Source organism: Pseudomonadota bacterium (genome assembly GCA_013285445.1).
In the GTDB taxonomy this organism is placed as follows: domain Bacteria; phylum Pseudomonadota; class Gammaproteobacteria; order Xanthomonadales; family Wenzhouxiangellaceae; genus Wenzhouxiangella.
The window spans coordinates 49,990-66,031 of the sequence record CP053448.1 but is presented as its reverse complement, the minus strand read 5'-3'; the positions used below and the strand labels follow the sequence as shown (position 1 = coordinate 66,031).

At 66.1% G+C, this 16,042-nt stretch carries 13 protein-coding genes; 6 read left to right on the top strand and 7 right to left on the bottom strand.

Going from position 1 to position 16,042, the window contains the following annotated elements; genetic code table 11:
* Positions 1-5: 5 nt before the first annotated feature.
* Genes HND55_00290 through HND55_00265 form a run of 6 tightly spaced genes read right to left on the bottom strand, consistent with a single transcriptional unit; the run spans position 6 to position 8,498 of the window.
* A complete protein-coding gene (locus HND55_00290; protein QKK01218.1) occupies positions 6-479 on the bottom strand; it encodes a DUF2269 domain-containing protein in 474 nt (157 codons plus the stop codon).
* Positions 479-1,879, bottom strand: coding sequence for an SDR family oxidoreductase (locus HND55_00285; protein ID QKK01217.1), 1,401 nt, complete (start codon positions 1,877-1,879; stop codon positions 479-481). Before HND55_00285 ends, HND55_00290 begins: the two co-directional genes overlap by 1 nt.
* The gene (locus HND55_00280) at positions 1,872-3,086 is read right to left on the bottom strand and encodes a hypothetical protein (protein ID QKK01216.1); all 1,215 of its coding nucleotides are present in this window, start codon (positions 3,084-3,086) and stop codon (positions 1,872-1,874) included. The genes HND55_00285 and HND55_00280 overlap by 8 nt, the downstream gene beginning before the upstream one ends.
* The gene (locus HND55_00275) at positions 3,083-6,481 is read right to left on the bottom strand and encodes an ATP-dependent exonuclease SbcCD, C subunit-like protein (GenBank protein ID QKK03924.1); all 3,399 of its coding nucleotides are present in this window, start codon (positions 6,479-6,481) and stop codon (positions 3,083-3,085) included. Before HND55_00275 ends, HND55_00280 begins: the two co-directional genes overlap by 4 nt.
* On the bottom strand, positions 6,478-7,065 hold the full coding sequence (locus HND55_00270; GenBank protein QKK01215.1) for a DUF4194 domain-containing protein: 588 nt from the start codon (positions 7,063-7,065) through the stop codon (positions 6,478-6,480). Before HND55_00270 ends, HND55_00275 begins: the two co-directional genes overlap by 4 nt.
* Positions 7,062-8,498: a DUF3375 domain-containing protein gene (locus HND55_00265; protein ID QKK01214.1), complete on the bottom strand. Its 1,437-nt coding sequence runs from the start codon at positions 8,496-8,498 to the stop codon at positions 7,062-7,064. The genes HND55_00270 and HND55_00265 overlap by 4 nt, the downstream gene beginning before the upstream one ends.
* A 199-nt stretch (positions 8,499-8,697) precedes the next feature.
* Here HND55_00265 and HND55_00260 point away from each other — a divergent pair, with 199 nt between their 5' ends.
* From HND55_00260 to HND55_00235, 6 genes are all read left to right on the top strand, one after another.
* Entirely contained in the window at positions 8,698-9,837 is a 1,140-nt protein-coding gene (locus tag HND55_00260) for a serine hydrolase (GenBank protein ID QKK01213.1), read from the top strand.
* A gap of 617 nt (positions 9,838-10,454) precedes the next feature.
* Positions 10,455-10,928: a hypothetical protein gene (locus HND55_00255; protein QKK01212.1), complete on the top strand. Its 474-nt coding sequence runs from the start codon at positions 10,455-10,457 to the stop codon at positions 10,926-10,928.
* Between the two features lie 114 nt (positions 10,929-11,042).
* Positions 11,043-12,479 carry a sodium:solute symporter family protein gene (locus HND55_00250; GenBank protein ID QKK01211.1) on the top strand — a complete coding sequence of 479 codons (1,437 nt, stop codon included), beginning with the start codon at positions 11,043-11,045 and terminating at the stop codon, positions 12,477-12,479.
* 123 nt (positions 12,480-12,602) lie between these two features.
* On the top strand, positions 12,603-13,277 hold the full coding sequence (locus HND55_00245; GenBank protein ID QKK03923.1) for an SDR family oxidoreductase: 675 nt from the start codon (positions 12,603-12,605) through the stop codon (positions 13,275-13,277).
* A 341-nt stretch (positions 13,278-13,618) separates the two neighbouring features.
* Positions 13,619-14,437 carry a Bax protein gene (locus HND55_00240; GenBank protein ID QKK01210.1) on the top strand — a complete coding sequence of 273 codons (819 nt, stop codon included), beginning with the start codon at positions 13,619-13,621 and terminating at the stop codon, positions 14,435-14,437.
* Between the two features lie 117 nt (positions 14,438-14,554).
* The gene (locus HND55_00235; GenBank protein QKK01209.1) at positions 14,555-15,613 is read left to right on the top strand and encodes a polysaccharide deacetylase family protein; all 1,059 of its coding nucleotides are present in this window, start codon (positions 14,555-14,557) and stop codon (positions 15,611-15,613) included.
* A gap of 17 nt (positions 15,614-15,630) precedes the next feature.
* On the opposite strand, the gene HND55_00230 is transcribed toward HND55_00235, so the two are convergent.
* Positions 15,631-15,969 carry a hypothetical protein gene (locus tag HND55_00230; GenBank protein QKK01208.1) on the bottom strand — a complete coding sequence of 113 codons (339 nt, stop codon included), beginning with the start codon at positions 15,967-15,969 and terminating at the stop codon, positions 15,631-15,633.
* Positions 15,970-16,042: the final 73 nt, after the last annotated feature.

Sequence of the window (16,042 nt, the reverse complement as noted above, 5' to 3'; positions counted from 1 at the left end):
GCGCCTCAATCCGGAAGGGGCTTGAAGACCATCAGGTAGAAGATCGCCAGCATTGCGATGAACGCCGGCCAGCCCAGGCCGTACCAGAAGCGCATCAGTCGGCGGACTTCGCCGTCTACCGGGAGGTCCTGGCTTGCCAGCACGCTTGTGTGCCGGGCCACTCGGGCCTGGATGAACAGTACCGGGATCCAGCAACAGCCGACCAGCACGAACAGGATCAGACTGAGTGCAATCCAGCGCGTCCCCAGCGGCCAACCGAGCAGGTGGGCCAGCCAGATGCCGCTGAGCGGCTGGATGAGCACTGCCGGCGTGGTCAACCAGGTGTCGGCCCGCACGACGTTGGCAGCGACGACGGTGATTGCCTGGATGTTGCCGCTGACCATGGCCCGCCACATGAAAAACGCGGTCCCGAGACCCGTGCCGAACAGAATGGTGGCCGAGACGATATGAAGCCATTTGACGGCGAGGTAGGTGTTCATCAGCGCTCGTTGCACGTTGCCAGACTGAAGAGAATGACCACCAGGACCGCTGCGTTCTTGATCAGGCCGCCCAGGAGTTCAAGCCAGAGTTTCGGCAAGCCGATGCCCAGCACCCCGGTGTAGGCGAGCACGCAGATCAGCATCAGCCAGAGCACCAGGCGCGGCCGCCAGCGCAGGGCAAGCGCAAGCCCGAGCACCAGATTGAGGGCGCCAGTTGCTTTTGCTGCACTGGCGTGCGCGAACTCGGGCAGGCCGATTTCCGATAGCACCGGCTGGTACTGATCGGGCCCGGCCAGCAGGCCGGTCAGGCCGGATAACAGCCAGATCAGCACCAGCGAAAGCCATGCCAGGGGCGCCAGGTTTTTCAGTCGGGCGTGCCAGCGGTCCTGGACGAAGCTGGTGCTGGTGCGAAAGACTTCGGGCACCGAGCGCAATGTCACGCCCAGCGTCTGCTTGACGGCGCCCGCTGCGGCCGTTTCGGCCACATTGCCGCGCTGGAGCATCCGCCAGGTCGTCCGCCCGATCGGGTGCAGGCGCAAGCGATCGCTGATTCCTGCCAGTCCCGAAACCAGCGCCACGGGCAGTCTCAGTTCGAATCGGGCCCGAGAGATGCGCAACCAGCCACGCATCAGCTGCAGCAGTTCACGCACGGTAACAACCGCCTCGCCGGCGATCGGCAGCGGGCGATCATGGCCGGACGGGCGCTCGACAGCCTGGCAAACGCATTCGGCCAGATCCTCGAGTAGCAAGGGCTGGAGGCGCTGATTGCCATCTCCCGGCACCAGCAACAGCCCCGGCAAGGCGGCGGCGGCGCGCAGGGCCGAAGTGCCGCCGTAGGAACCGCGAAGTGAGATCACGACCGAAGGCCGAAGAATCCAGCAGGCAAGCGGCAGGGCGGCCAGGGTCTCGTCGAAGCGAAGCTTGCTGGCAATGAATTCGCCGTCGGCCGGATGGCCAAGGGCGGAAATCTGAACGAAGGGCGCAACCGTCGCTTCGATGCAGGCGCGAGCCAGCGCCAGCGGGGCGCGATGGTGAATCTGTTCGAACTCGCCGCTTCGATTCTCCCGGAGTATGCCCGCGCAATTGACCACGGCGTCGATCTCAGCCAGCAAGGGCTGCCACTCGGAGGGCTCGGTCATGTGCTCGAGCGCTATCGGACGTACCGACAGCGCGGGATGGGCGGGCCAGTGCTGCTGGCCGTGCGAACAGGCCACCACGCGCAGCCCGGCTGCCAGAAGCCGCTCGACGATGGCGCCGCCGAGAAAGCCGCCGGCCCCGGTGACCAGTACTGTTGTGGCACCAGACATGGCCGCGTCTTCCCGATTCGTGTTGTCGACAGGATGCGCCTTGGCCATTTTCCCGGTCGACTCGAAAGATTCCGCGTCAGCCCGATCAGCCATTGGCCTGTTCCCTGACGACCTGTTCGAGGAAGCGGGCCAGCCAGACAAAACGGACGTGCTCCTGCTCCAGGCGGACACGCGGCGCCAGAAGGTCATCGAGAAGCGCCCGGTAGAGCGTGTGCTCGGCTTCGTCCAGGCGGGCAAGCTCGCCGCTGAATCGACGGTCTTCGGGCTCCTGGCCCCATAGCTCGCGGTGGGCGTCGAGCGTGGCGCGATCCATCAGAAACGAGCGCGCCCGGGGCAGATGGTGGCGCAAGCGGTTGAGAATGGCGAAGCCGTGGGTGTCGATATCGCCCCAGTACCAGCAGCGCGCCCGGGCCAGCCAGTCGATGCCGGCCAGGCGTTCCAGGCCATAGCCCAGGCCGAAAATGACGATGGCGCGCGGATGGTCGGGGAACGCCAGGCCGTTGATCTCGTTTTCGGTGATGAAGACCTCGTCGACCGGCAACTCGAGGCGGGCGAATTCCTCTGCCGGCACCGACAGATCGGTCAGGCCCCGCATCGCCAGCGCCGGGTCGAGAATGCGGCAGCGGACCAGCGCCGGGCGGCTGGCCAGGCCGTAGCGGCGGTTGAAACCGCGCACGCCGCCGGCTTCAGCGTCGATGGCCGATTCCGGCAGGACCTCGTCGAGCAATTCGCCGATCAGCCCCCGGCGGGCCTGGATGAACTTGGTGTCCACGCCGGGAATATCGAGCTGGCGCAGGTACAGACCCGGTCGGGGATGATGCTGGAAATAGTTCAGGATGGCGCGCAGGCGCGGCCACTCATCGGCACGCCTGAGCGCCTCGAGCGGGCGCCGCATCAGCCAGGCGTGCAGCGACGGAAACTCGGCCAGGATCTGATTGGTCAGCTGATCGAATCGCCGCGCCTGCGCCGTCTTGCCGATCAGTCGAAGGGCATCGTCGGCGCTCGGCACCGTGACCGCCCGGGGCAGGCGGTTACGGCCCAGGGTGCGGTGATTGATCGTGCGCCATTCAATCTCGTAGCCGTCCCCGCACTGTTCGCGGGAATGCCCGGCCAGCTCGGCCACCCATTCACGCACCGCCTCGAAACGGTCGGTGAGATCACGCGAGACGGGTTTTTTCAGGCGCAGCTTGAGCGGGAAGCGCGTGCCGTCGGCATCCAGCCGGTCGGCCAGCAGCTGGCCTGAGTCCCAGTGCTTGCGAATCTGGGCGAGGAGGTCTTTCGCGCTGGTCCAGTCGCTCACGATGCGGGTGTTGTCGTGGCAGTCTTTCGTGCAGCCATCTCAGCGCGGTATTCCTCGATGCTCAGGTTGCGCAGCATGGACTGCCGGCCGTCGGGGTTGTGGACGAAGCCGACGCTGGCGACGAAGGGCTCGATAATGTGGATCTTCTGCAGCGGGGTGACGATGAGCAGCTGCAGGTTGAGCCGGCCGAACAGTTCCAGGCCGTAGCGCGCCGACTCGTCCGAGCCGCGGCCGAAGGCCTCGTCGATGACCACGAAGCGGAACGAGCGCGAGCGTTTCTCGCCCCACTCCAGCCCGAACTGGTAGGCCAGGCTGGCCGCCAGCACGGTGTAGGCCAGCTTTTCCTTCTGGCCCCCCGACTTGCCGCCGGAATCGGCATAGTGTTCGTGTTCACGGTCGTCCTCGCGCCAGCGCTCGGAGGCCGAGAACACGAACCAGTTGCGCACGTCGGTGACCTTGCGCGTCCAGCGCCGGTCAAACTCGGCCGAGCCCTCACGGCCGCGGAAGCGGTCGATGATGTCGCGCACCTGCAGGAACTTTTGCTCCGAATACTGGGCGTCTTCCGAGCCGGTGATGGCGCCCTCGGTACAGGCGCGCAGCTTGTGCTGGAACTCGCGCACGTCGGCATCGGGGGCGGTCTCGGCCATCAGACGGATGTAGCGACCCTTCTCGTAGTCGATCTCGTGCAGCGAGCGGTTGATGATCTCGATGCGTTCGCGGATCTGCTCGCGCTCGCGGTGCAGCAGGGCCTGGAAGCCCGCGATCTCGCGAATGGTGTTCTCGTTGAGCAGCTCCTTGAAGCGTTTCTCGAAGCGCGGCAGGTCGTCGCCTGTCAGGGTCTCGAGCAGGCGGCGGTATTCGTCGGCGGCCGCGACGCTGATATCGGCCTCGCGCGCTTCCTGCGGCCAGCGATGGTGGAAGCTCTGCATGGCCTGGATGATGCGGTCGTTAAGTCGCCGAATGGCCTTGTCCCCGGCATCGATTCGTGCGGTCAGCCAGGCCCGGAACTCGCGCTGGCGCGCGTCGATGCCGTTGAGCGTGATGGGCTGATCGCCCAGGGCCTCTTCGCGCAGCTCGCCAAGCTGGCCGAACCAGCGCTCGCGTTCGTTCTCGTCGAGTTCATCGAGCAGGCCTTCGGCCTCGGTGCGCGCCTCCCGCGCACTCCGGGCGCGTTCTTCAACCGTGCTCAGCTGTTTCTGTCGTTGCTCGAGCCGGCCGTCGGTTGCCTCGCTGGCTTCTTCGAGCGCATCGAGTCGGGTGCGCAGGGTATTGAGTACGTCCGACTCGTCGCGCAGCTCCCGGTATTCGGCCTCGAGCTCGGTAATGCGACCGGCCGGCGCCTGCCAGTTCAGACGCTGGAAGTCTTCGAACATTTCGAGTTTGCTGATGCTGGCCAGACGCGTGCCGAGTGACTTGAGCTCGTCGTCGAGCTGGGCGATGGCATCGGCGCTGACCTGGATACGCCTTTCGAGTCCGTCGCGCTGCTCGCTCAGGGCGCGGATCTTGTTCTCGTTGCTCCAGCCCAGCACGTAGCGGGTGCGGTCGTTGATGGCATGGCGGTCGTCCTTTTCGTGTCTGACACCGCCGGTCTTGATCTGGCCGGCGCGGGTCATGGCACGGGTCTCGCGGCGGAAGCGGTCCATGTCGCTGCAGCAGATATGATCGAAGCGCCGGTTCAGCTCCTGCTCCAGCCAGGCATAGAAGGCGCTGTCGCTGCGAATCGCCAGCTTGCGGCTGAGCGCGTCGGGCTGCGGCCTTGCGGGGCTGGCGCTGCGCAGCTCGCGCACCCGGTAGTAGACCAGGCGACCGCGCAGGCGGGTGGCATCGACCCAGTCGGCCACGGCCCGGTAGTGCTCGTCGGGCACCAGCAGCGACAGCGCGAAGTTGTGCAGCAGGCGCTCGATGGCACCCTCCCAGTCGCTTTCTTCTTCGCGCACCTGGATCAGCTCGCCGGCAAAGGGCAGGTCGTCGGGCTGCAGGTCGAGCGACTGGCACAGGTTCTCGCGCAGGGCCAGCATCGCCGCCGGCAGGTTGGAGCGACGCGCCTTCAGCGAGGCCAGCTCCCCATCGATTTCACCGTGCCGGGCGCGCAGCTCCTTCATCGTCACGAACTGGTCGGTGCGCTCGTTCTGCCGCTCTGCCTGCGCGGCTTCGGTCTGCTCGCGCAGGTCCTCCAGGGTGGTGCGGTTGTCACGGAAGGTGTCGGCATCGCGGGCCTCGGGCAATTCCAGCCCGGCGACCAGTTCGCGGTAGCGCTCGGCTTCGTGCCTGCGTTCGGCCTTTTCGGCCTGTTGGCGCTGAATTTCCACGCCAATGCGTTCGAGCCGTTCGCCGCCATTCTCGGCGATGGCCTGGCGCAGCTCGTCTCGCTCCCGGCGCTGCTCGCCGCGGTCGCGTTTGAGTCCGGCGATCCGGTCTTGCAGGCTGGCCTGTTCGCGCTCGAGCTCCTCGAGGCGGCGATCGAGTCGTTCGATCTTCAAGCCGGCAAACCAGGACGCCAGCGCCTCGCGACAGCCGCGCAGCCGGTCGGCCTGTTCGCTGCGCCCGGCGTAGTCGTCGGCGTCGGCGATGATAGGAGTGAGCGCCTCGATCTGATCGCGGGCCTTGAGCACGGCGGCGTGGGCGCGGTTGAGGTCGTCGAAATGCCGGATCAGCTCGTCGATGCGCTGTTCGGTATCGGCGGCCTGGAGCATGTGCTCGCGCACGAACTCGGTCAGGTTGCCGACCGACTTCATCGACACGGTCTGGTTGAACAGCTCCAGCGCCTGTTCGCTGCCAATGCCGAGCTTGCGCCGCAGGCTGGCGCCGTAGGCCGGGAAGGTGTTGTGCAGCTCGACGTGATCGAGCCCGCGCAGGCGCTTGCGCAGATCCTTCAGCTCGCTGCCGAAGCCGGAAAAATGCGCCTCGATGGACAAGGCCCGGTCAGCGGCGATGTAGAAGCGCTCGGGCTGGCCGCGGCTGTCGCTGATCCAGAACACCTGGGCCAGTGTGACGTGGCGGTCGAAGCCCTCGTTATAGAAATGCCCGAGAATGACCGAGTAGCTGTTGTGGTCGCGCAGCGCCACCGGCTTGGCCGACAGGCCGGCCTGACCGCGCTCGGATTTGTAGTGTCCGAGCACGTAGGAACGCAGGCTGCGTTCGCGCGCCTCGGCTCCGGCGGCCTTGTTGTAGGTAATGCGCTGAGCCGGCACCAGCAGGGTCGTGACGGCATCGACCAGGGTGGACTTGCCCGAGCCGATATCGCCGGTGACCAGGCAGTTGGCGCCGATAGGGGTTAGCTGCCAGACGTAGCGGTCGAAGGTGCCCCAGTTGAGCAGCTCCACCCGATGCAGGCGGTAGCCGGCACGGGCGTCGTCGGTTGCGAAATCCAGGGCCAGGTCTTCCATCTGCGTCAGCCCTCGAGTGCGTGTTCGGCGTATTCGCCGAGGCGGTCATCGAGCTCGCTGAGCCACTGGGCATCGACGTAGGCCTTGAGAATACGGCGCACCTCGTACTGGTCGTCCTGGCCGCGGAGCTTGCGCAGAAAACCCATCTCGACGGCTTTATTGATGTCCATGCCGACCCGGTCGATCAGCTTGGCCTCGTTGGCCGAATCGGGCAGGAAAAGGCGCACCAGGTCGGCGATTTCGGCGCGCGCGAGCACCAGGCGAACATCGCCGCTGCCGGCGTCGTGCTCGGCGAGCTTCTTGCGCAGCAGGGCCAGCAGCAGGCTGACCGGGTAGCTCAACTGGCGGCGCGCCATCAACCGCGGCAACTCGCCCTCGTCGCCTTCGGTCGGGCGCTGGCGCAGAAAGGCATAGCCCTCGGATTCGTCGACGATCAGCTCCAGGCCGAGCACGGCCACGTAATCGGCAACGGCGGCCTGGCGCTCGAGCAGACTCTGCCAGTTGTCGGGGGCCTGGTCGGCGTAGACGACGCCCTTGAACAAGGCGATCAGCGGCAGCGACAGGCCGGGATCGTCGGGTGCGGAATCGGTCATCGCGAAAATAGTACCAGAGGCACCCGGGCCCGACGCTGGCGACCATCGCCCCGGGTCCAGGTGACGGTCTGGGTCTTCTTCTCGTCGATCAGCGCGCTATCGTCCTCGGCCGCAATGGACAGGTAGGTGACCAGCTCGGCCAGGCCCTGTTCGAGCGGTTGACTCTCGACCAGCTCGGCCAGGCTGATCTGGTCGCAATGCTGCAGGGCACGGCGGATGCCGGCCTCCAGCGCCGGGCGGTCGACATGGACCTGGTCGAACAGCGCGTCGGTATCGATCAGCCGGTCGTCGGCCAGCGCGACGTCGGCCTGAATGTCGGGGCGCAGCGGCGGGCTGAACAGCGGACGATCCATGACCAGATTCAGTTCCGGTACGGGCATGTCCAGCCGCATGCCGAGCTGGCGCGGCGGGCGATCGCGCACAGTCACGGCCTTGCGCTCGAGGCTGCGGATCAGCTCCATGATGCGGCGGTTCTCAAGCCAGGCCTGATCGTCAAGAAAGCGGCGCAGCTGTTCGGACAAACGAGCAACTGTCCGCTGGGTGACTTCGCCGGCCTCCAGCCAGTCGTAGTGAACGCGCTTGAGGCGTCGGTCGGGGTTAAGCGCCACGACCGCCTCGAGTTCGAAGATCTTCTCCAGCAGGCCGGTCAGCTCTTCCTGCCGGGTCGGCGACATCAAGAAATCCCAGAAGGCGCGAAAGCTGCGGCCCTGGTCGGACTCGGCGATGACATCATGTTCGCCGAAAACCTCTTCGAGCACCTCGCCCTTGCCGCCCTCAAACCATGTCATGCGCTCGCGCACCTGGCGGTCGAGCTGGCGAAAGTTGTGCTCGACCTGGCGGAAATCGGCCAGCAGTGCGCGGGCGGTGTCGGCCATCTGCAGAAAACGCTCCTTGAGCCGGGTGTCGTCCATGAGGGCCAGCTCGCCCTCGCGGATGCGCTCGATCTCGGCATTGATGGACTCGCGTTTCGCTTCCAGTTCAGCGATGCGCGCGGCCGGGTCGGTTTCAGTGCCGCTAACGATCTGCTGAAGCAGGTCGAACACCGTCATCAGACGTGATTCGGCGCCGACGAACTGCGGCTGGTCCAGCCCGGCCAGCCAGCGGATGGCGCCCTCGGCCGCCGGCGTCAGATCGTAATGGGCCTCGTCGCTGTCGGCAGTGTAGTAGCGCCTGAGCCAGGCGCGCCGATCGTCGGCCCAGTCCTTGAGGTAGGACAGCGCCGAACGCGGGAAGGCCTCCTCACCCTGTATTTCGCGGATGCCGGTCAGGTGATCTTCTAGTCGGCTGATGAGCTCACCCTCGGCCATGGCGCGGACGTTGGGCTCGATAAAGCAGCGGTGAAAGAAGCTGACGATCATCGGCGCATGATCGGCCAGCAGCAGCCGCCAGCCGCCGTGGGCTTCGCGCAGCTTGCCCAGAGTCTCGAAGTCCATCTCGCCATTGTATTTCCTCGCAAACCCGAGCGGGTGTCCTGCGGCCGGAAACGCAGCAAGGCGAACGGCGGCCAATCCATGGCGTTCGGAAGCCGATCGTAAGAAATACCGGGTCCGGGACGCCGATGCGCCGGGGCTGCACCGGATTGCGTCCGACCCGATACAATCAGTAGCGAATCGACACCGCGGAAGACTCGACATGCCACGATGGTTGCCGCTGGCCCTGCTGCTGACCACATGCGCCGCCCCGGCGGCAGACTATTTCCCCGAGCGGGGTCACTGGGAGCAGCGACCGCCGGCGGAGTTGGGGTTCGATGCCCGGGCGCTCGCGGATGCGGTTGCCTGGGCGCGCTCGCAGGCCGAGACCGAGCCGTCTGATCTCCACCAGGTGATCTATGGCCACTTCGCTCCACGCGAGCCGGTTTTCCGCATTCTCGGGCCGACCCGTCCTCGCGCCGGCGACAGCGGCATGATCATCCGTCGCGGGTACATTGCCGCCAGCTGGGGCGACCTGAATCGTGCCGACATGGTCTTCAGCGTGGCCAAGAGCTTCCTGAGCACCATGGCGGTACTGGCTCTGGAAGACGGCGCCATCGGCGACCTGCACGAGCCGGTGGGGCGCCGGGTGCAGGAGGGCCGGTTCGACGGTCCGCACAACGGCGCGGTGACCTGGCACCACCTGCTCCAGCAGACCTCGGAGTGGGAGGGCAGCCTGTGGGGCATTCCGGACTGGGCCGACCGTCCCGTGGGTAACGGGCCGGTCGACTGGCCCGATCGTGAGCTGCAGACGCCCGGCAGCCGCTACAAGTACAACGATGTGCGCGTCAATCTGCTCGCCTATGCGTTGCTCCAGGTCCTGCGCGAGCCGCTGCCGGTGGTGCTGCGCGAGCGCATCATGGATCCGATCGGGGCTTCGCCGGGCTGGCGCTGGCACGGCTACCACAACGCCTGGGTGGAGCTCGACGGCCAGCACATGCAGTCGGTCTCCGGCGGCGGGCACTTTGGTGGCGGCATGTTCATCAGCACCGAGGATCTGGCACGCTTCGGGCTGCTGTTTCAGCGCCGCGGTCAGTGGCAAGGCCGCCAGCTGTTTCCGGCCGACTGGACAGATACCCTGGCCCAGCCGGTTGCCGACCGGCCTGACTACGGCTATCTGTGGTGGCTCAATACCGCCCGAGAACGCATCCCCGAGGCACCGGAAAGCGCGTACTGGGCGGCCGGCTTTGGCGGCAATTTCATTTACGTTGATGCGCACAATGATCTGGTCATCGTCCTGCGCTGGATCCCCGCCCTCGAAGGCACCGTCGCCCGCGTGCTCGATGCCCTGGCCGAGCCCTGACGGAGACGGTGGGTTTCGTTATAGACTGGCCTGAGCGAGGGGTAATCCCTCGCAAAGGCCCGATTGCTATGCCCACAAAAAAAACCAGCGCTGCTGTCGTTGTCTTTCTCTCTTTTTTGGCCCGTGCTGTTTGCTGCGATGATGGCCGAACAGATGTTGTGCGCCGGTCTTCCAGCGGCTCCCCAGCGGGGGAAGTTCTGCCTGGATTTCCAGCGAAGCCAGTAATGCCGAGTTATCAAACACTGCACCGGCCTATGGGTCTGTTGTTGTCGGCGATTTCGACGGCAATAGAAGCCTGGAGACTCTGGAGTTTCACTGGAACCGCGATCGCTATTTTCACGTCAACGGAATGCGATACAGCCGCTTTCCTATGTAGAACAAGCAAGGTGTTAGCTTGGTTTCCAGGAGCATCCAGGCGTTTACCGAATCCGCACACGAGCCGCAGATTCGGCCAACATTGCAGGCAGGTCTGATCGAACAGGAAATCCGGACATGAGGGAATTGAGGATGGGGCGGGTCAAACCGAAACCGAGTACGAGGAAGCCAGTCATGGCCCAGGCTGGAGCGATCGATTGCTGAGCGCGCCAAACCAGAGACGGGTACTGCCCGACGGTACGATGGAAATCATTCGACGCGTGCCGATGGTGCTGCGCGTGTTCGGATGGACGATCGAGATCCTGAGCAGCCTGTTCGCGGTCCTGTCGGTGCTCACGGCAACACCAGGGGATGCGCCGCTGCCGCTGGTGCTGCTGGCCACGCTGGCCCTAGTCGGCGTCGGCGAGTTCTGTCGTACCGGGGCGAGCGAGCTGCGGGTGGAACCGCATCGTCGGCGCATTGTCGGGCGTATGCGCACGCGCTTCGGCACCATTCCGATGTCGCAAAGGTCGGTGATGCTGGATGCCAACACCCAACTGGCGATAACCGCCAGGCGGGTCAACGGGCACGAGTTTCACTACCTGGTTGCCCGCGAGCAGGGCAAGGGTCGGTCGGTGCCGCTATTCAGCCACCCTGAACGTGATGGCGCCGACGAAGTGCTCGGTTGGGTGCGCGAGCATCTTAGCCGCCTGGCCGCACAGTCGGCAGCAGCCTGACCCGCGCCAGCGGTAGCCGGTCTCCAGTGCACCCGCGCGGCGGGGCTGCCGGGACCTGTGCGCCTGCTACACTGCGCGCAATCGCCGGATCGGGCATCGTGGACCGAGGAATTCATGGTGAGCACGCAGCTGGTCGTACTGGCCGTTTATTTTGTCGTCATTTTCGGCGTCGGCGTCTACGCCGCACGCTTCGTTGACGACCATACCGATTTCTTGCTGGCCGGCCGGCGGCTTGGCCTGGGGCTGGCGACGGCAACGCTGTGCGCTACGCACTTCGGCGGCGGGTTCGTCATGGGTTCGGGCGAGTGGGGGTTCGAGCATGGGATGACCGGCATTGCCTATGCCGCTGGTGTCGGGCTGTCGCTGATCGTGCTGGGGCTGGTGGCGGCGCGCCGGATGCGCCGGCTGGCGCAGTTCACCGTGCCTGATTACCTGGCGCTACGCTACCGCAGCGACGCGGTCCGGCTGCTGGGCACCCTGCTGTCTCTGATCGCCATCATCGGCATTATCGGTGCCCAGGTCTGGGCGGCGCAGGGTGCGCTGTCGGTGCTGGGCATCGACCCGACCCGCGCGGCGGTGGCCGCGACCCTGCTGTTCATCGTCTACACGGCGATGTCGGGACTGTGGGGCGTGACCCTGACCGATGCGGTGCAGCTGGCCATCGTGTTTGTCGGCGTACCGATTGCCGCGCTGCTGGCGCTGGGCGAGGCCGGCGGGCTGGACGGCATTCGCATCGCGATCGACGCGCAGGCGCTGGAGATGGACTCCGAGCGATTCTTCAGCCCGGTTGGTGCCGGCGCCGGTCTGGTTCTGGCGGCTGTCGTGCCAACCATGATGTATACGCTGATCGGGCAGGACTTCTACCAGCGTTTGTTCGCGGCGCGCGACGAAACCACTGCGTTTCGCGCGGCGCTGGTCGCCGGCGTGCTGCTGATCGTCTTCGCGCTGTTTCCGGTGATCGCAGGCATGTCGGCCCGCGCGCTGTTCGGGCCCGACATCGAGGCGGCGCGCGCCATTCCGATGCTGATCGACGAGGTCCTGCCGGTCTGGGCGGCGGCGATTGTCATCGCCGCCATTCTCGGCGCCATCATGTCGACCGCCGATTCCTTGTTGATGGCCGGCACCTCGCACGTCACCCACGACATTTACGTCAAGCTGATCAATCCCGCCGCCGAGGCCCACTCGAAACGCCTGCTGCTGATCTCGCGCGTGGTCACCGTCGTTCTGGGCCTGGCTGCGCTGATGCTGGCGCTGAACTTTCAGGCCATCATCGGCATGCTGCTGATGTCCTACACGCTCTATGCTGCCGGCGTATTTATTCCGGTGATCGGCGGGCTGTACTGGAAGCGCGCCACAGCGCCCGGCGCCATCGCCGCCATCCTCGGCGGGTCGGGCTTCGGTCTGGTCGCCGAGCTGGGCTGGATCGCCGCGGCTGACCTGCCGCTCGTCGGCCACTTTCCGATCATCGTCACCGGCGCGCTGGTCTCGCTGGTGCTGTTCGTGGCCGTGTCGCTGGCCACACGGCCGGTCGAACCCGCAGCCGGGGTCTGATCGAGGGGGTATCCGGGCGCTGACATTTTGCTGACGGGCGCTGGTCCATTGTCATCGGCGGTCCTACCCGAAGGCCAATCAATGGCAGCGATCGAAACTGACAAACCCGATGGTGGTCTGGCCGTGGTGCTTGGCGCCACCGGTGGTATTGGCTCGGCGCTGGTCGAACGGCTCGAGGCGGCCCGGCTTTTCGATGCAGTCGTCGGGCTGTCGCGCCGCAGCGATCCGCCGGTCGATGTGACCGACGAGGACAGCATCGCGCGGGCCGCCCGGCATGTGTGCCAGACGGGCGGCGAGCTCAGGCTGGTCCTGGATGCCAGCGGGTTTCTGCACGACCAGAACTTCATGCCCGAAAAATCCTGGCAACAGCTCGATCCGGCGCACCTGGCGAAGGCCTTTGCCGTCAACGCCACCGGCCCGGCCCTGTTGATGAAGCACTTTCTGCCGCTGCTGGCGCGTCGGGGCCGGTCGGTCTTTGCCACGCTGTCGGCGCGGGTCGGCTCGATCGGCGATAACCGGCTCGGTGGCTGGTACAGCTACCGCGCTTCCAAGGCGGCCCTGAACATGCTGGTGCGCGCGGCCTCGATTGAGCTTGCGCGCCAGAACAAGGCGGCCATATGCGTGGCCCTGCACCCCGGCACCGTCGATACCCGGCTTTCGCAGCCGTTCGGCAAGGCCGGCCTGCAGGTTCGTTCACCGGCAACCGCCGCGGTCGAGCTGCTGGGCGTCATCGATCGCCTGGGCCCCGAGCACAGCGGCGGCTTTTTCGACCATCACGGCGAGCCGGTGCCCTGGTAGACCGGCCAGCGCAGGCCCGGGCCTTACCCGCCTGATTCACCACCCGCTCTACAGCGACGCCACCAGAGTGCGCAGCACAATTCCAGGGCAAGGATAACGGATCGTCATCCTGTCGTCAGTTCGGAGCAGTGTGGGCGTGGGGCCGAGCACCCCGGAATGAGCGGTCCCGGTCAGGGTAAATCATGGCCACGCGCAGCAAAGAAATCGCGGTCCTGACCCGCTGCAGCGGTACTGCCGGTGAACCGGCGGCCCGAATCGTGGTCGACAACGGTGATTCAATGGGCTCATGACATCGTGAGCCGGATACAGGTGGCTTGGCCCCCAAGCAGAGGACAGGGACGGTGACTGAGGCTGATCATCACGAAGCGCATTCCGCCGGGCCGGCGGGCTGGCGGACGGACACGGTCGTGGGGGTGGTGATCCTGCTGGCGCTGGCGGTTGCGCCCTTGTACCGTGCCGGGCCCGAGCGCCTGCCCGAGTTCGGCGCCATTGCGGAGTCCGCGACGCTGAAAAGCGAGTTCTTTGCCTTTCTTGCGCCGGTGGTTGCCGCGGAGAATGAGCGCGTGCTGGAGCAGCGCCGGCGACTGCTCGAAATCGCTCCGCGTATTCGGTCCGCGGTGGCGCTGTCGCCAATTGACCGGCGCTGGTTGCGTCGCCTGGCGGCGGAGTATGAGCTGGAATGGCCGGGTCGCTCAAGGGCGGACACGCTCGAGGCGCTGCTGCGCCGGGTTGATATCATCCCCGTGCCGCTGGCGCTGGTCCAGGCGGCGGCCGAGTCCGGTTGGGGACGGTCGCGTTTTGCCCGAGAGGGTAACAACCTGTTCGGACAGTGGTGCTACGCGCCGGGCTGCGGCATCGTGCCGGCGCGGCGCAGTCCGGACCAGGTCCACGAAGTCGCCGCTTTCGAGACGGTCGGCGATTCGGTGCGGCGTTACCTCAACAACCTCAACACCCATCCGTCCTATCGCGGTCTGCGTGAGATTCGTGCTCGTCAGCGTGCCGCCGGGCAGCGACCGCTGGCGCTGCAGTTGGCCAATGGCCTGGCGCCCTACTCGGAGCGGCGCGAGGCCTACGTGGAGGACATCCGGCAGATGATCCGGGCCAACCGCGACCTGATCGATGAAGCCGTCGAGCCGGCGCGCGCGACGACGGGGGTCTAGTTGATGTTTTCTGCCCCCCGCGCGGCCCGCCGTGGCGCTGCGCTGAGCAACGGGCCTTGCCGACAACAGCCTGCGAGACCAGGGCGCGAAACCGGTGTAACAGGGCGGACGGGCGCCTTGAGTCGTCGTTGTTACTGGCTGGCGCTGCTCACGCTCATGGCGTTCGCGCCGGCCCTGCAGGCCGGACATGGCGTGGTCTTGCTGTATCACCACGTCAGCAGCGATACGCCGCCGGTGACCAGCATTGCGCCCGATCGATTCGAGGCCCAGCTGGACTACCTTGCCGACCACGCCTTCTCGGTTTGGCCGCTTGACCGACTGCTTGCTGCGGTACTGAACGATGCCGAGGTGGTGCCGGACAGGGTGGTGGCGATCAGCTTCGACGATGCCTACCGGTCAGTATACGCCGAGGCCTGGCCGCGGCTGCGTGCGCGCGGCTGGCCGTTTACGGTTTTCGTCAACACTGATGCGGTCGATGCCGGCCATCGCCCGTACATGTCCTGGGATCAGCTGCGCGATCTTGCCGCCGCCGGCGTGGCGATCGAAAACCACAGCGCCAGTCATGCCCATCTGATCGCGCGTCGCGACGACGAGAGCGACACGGCCTGGCGTGCGCGCGTCAGCGCGGACTTGGCCCGCGCTCACCGGCGCATCGCCGAGGAAGTGGGCCGCGAACCGGCGCTGTTTGCCTATCCTTACGGCGAGGATTCAGGCGCCCTGGCCGCGCTCGTCGGTCGGCACTACGCATTTGCCATGACCCAGCGCTCCGGCGCCATCGGACCGCTGGCCGATCCGCTGTCGTTGCCGCGCTTTCCCATGGCCTCCGGCTTCGATGACATGAAACGCTTCGAGCTGGCGGTTCACTCGCGCCCGCTGCCGGTGATCGAGGTGGAGGCGCAACCTCCCGGCGACGGCGTCCGCGGCCCGCTCGAAGCCCTGGTGCTGACCGTGCGGGCCGGCCCCTACCGCGCCGGGCAGCTGGCCTGTTACTCGGCGGCCGGACAGCCACTCGAAATCCGACACGACAACGAGCGCCGGTTGACGGTAACAATCGCGATCGGGGGTCTGGGACAGACCGGTCGCAACAAGATCAATTGCACGGCGCCGGCCAAAGACGACAGCGGCGCCTTCTACTGGTTCGCCTACCAGTGGGTAAAGGGTGCCGTGCGCGACTGAGTCCGGATGACCGGCTTTCAGGATGCTTCGGCATTATGCTCGGCGTTGCGGTTGACGATCCTGACCCAGGGCGCGCCCTTGATCAGCCCTGGCGGCAGCACGTACAGTGCGGCGATGACGAGGCCGGCAACGATCAGTGGCCACGGGCCGGCGCTGCCGCCGGAGACGAACGACTCGATCAGCGCCCAGCCGCCAATCAAGACCTGGGCGATGGACTGGGCGTTGAAACTGGCGCGTGCCTTGAGTGGCGCATTGCAGTACCAGCACTCGAGCTTGCGGCCGCGATACAGGCTTTCTAGCTCCTGCGGATGCAGCTTGTGGTCACACTCGGGGCAATGATCTCGTGTCTGTGGCATGGTAGTCCGATGAACGCTGAACTCCCGCCGCATGATAGTCAGGCTGCCCGGCGGCTTCCAGTTCGCCGGCTCC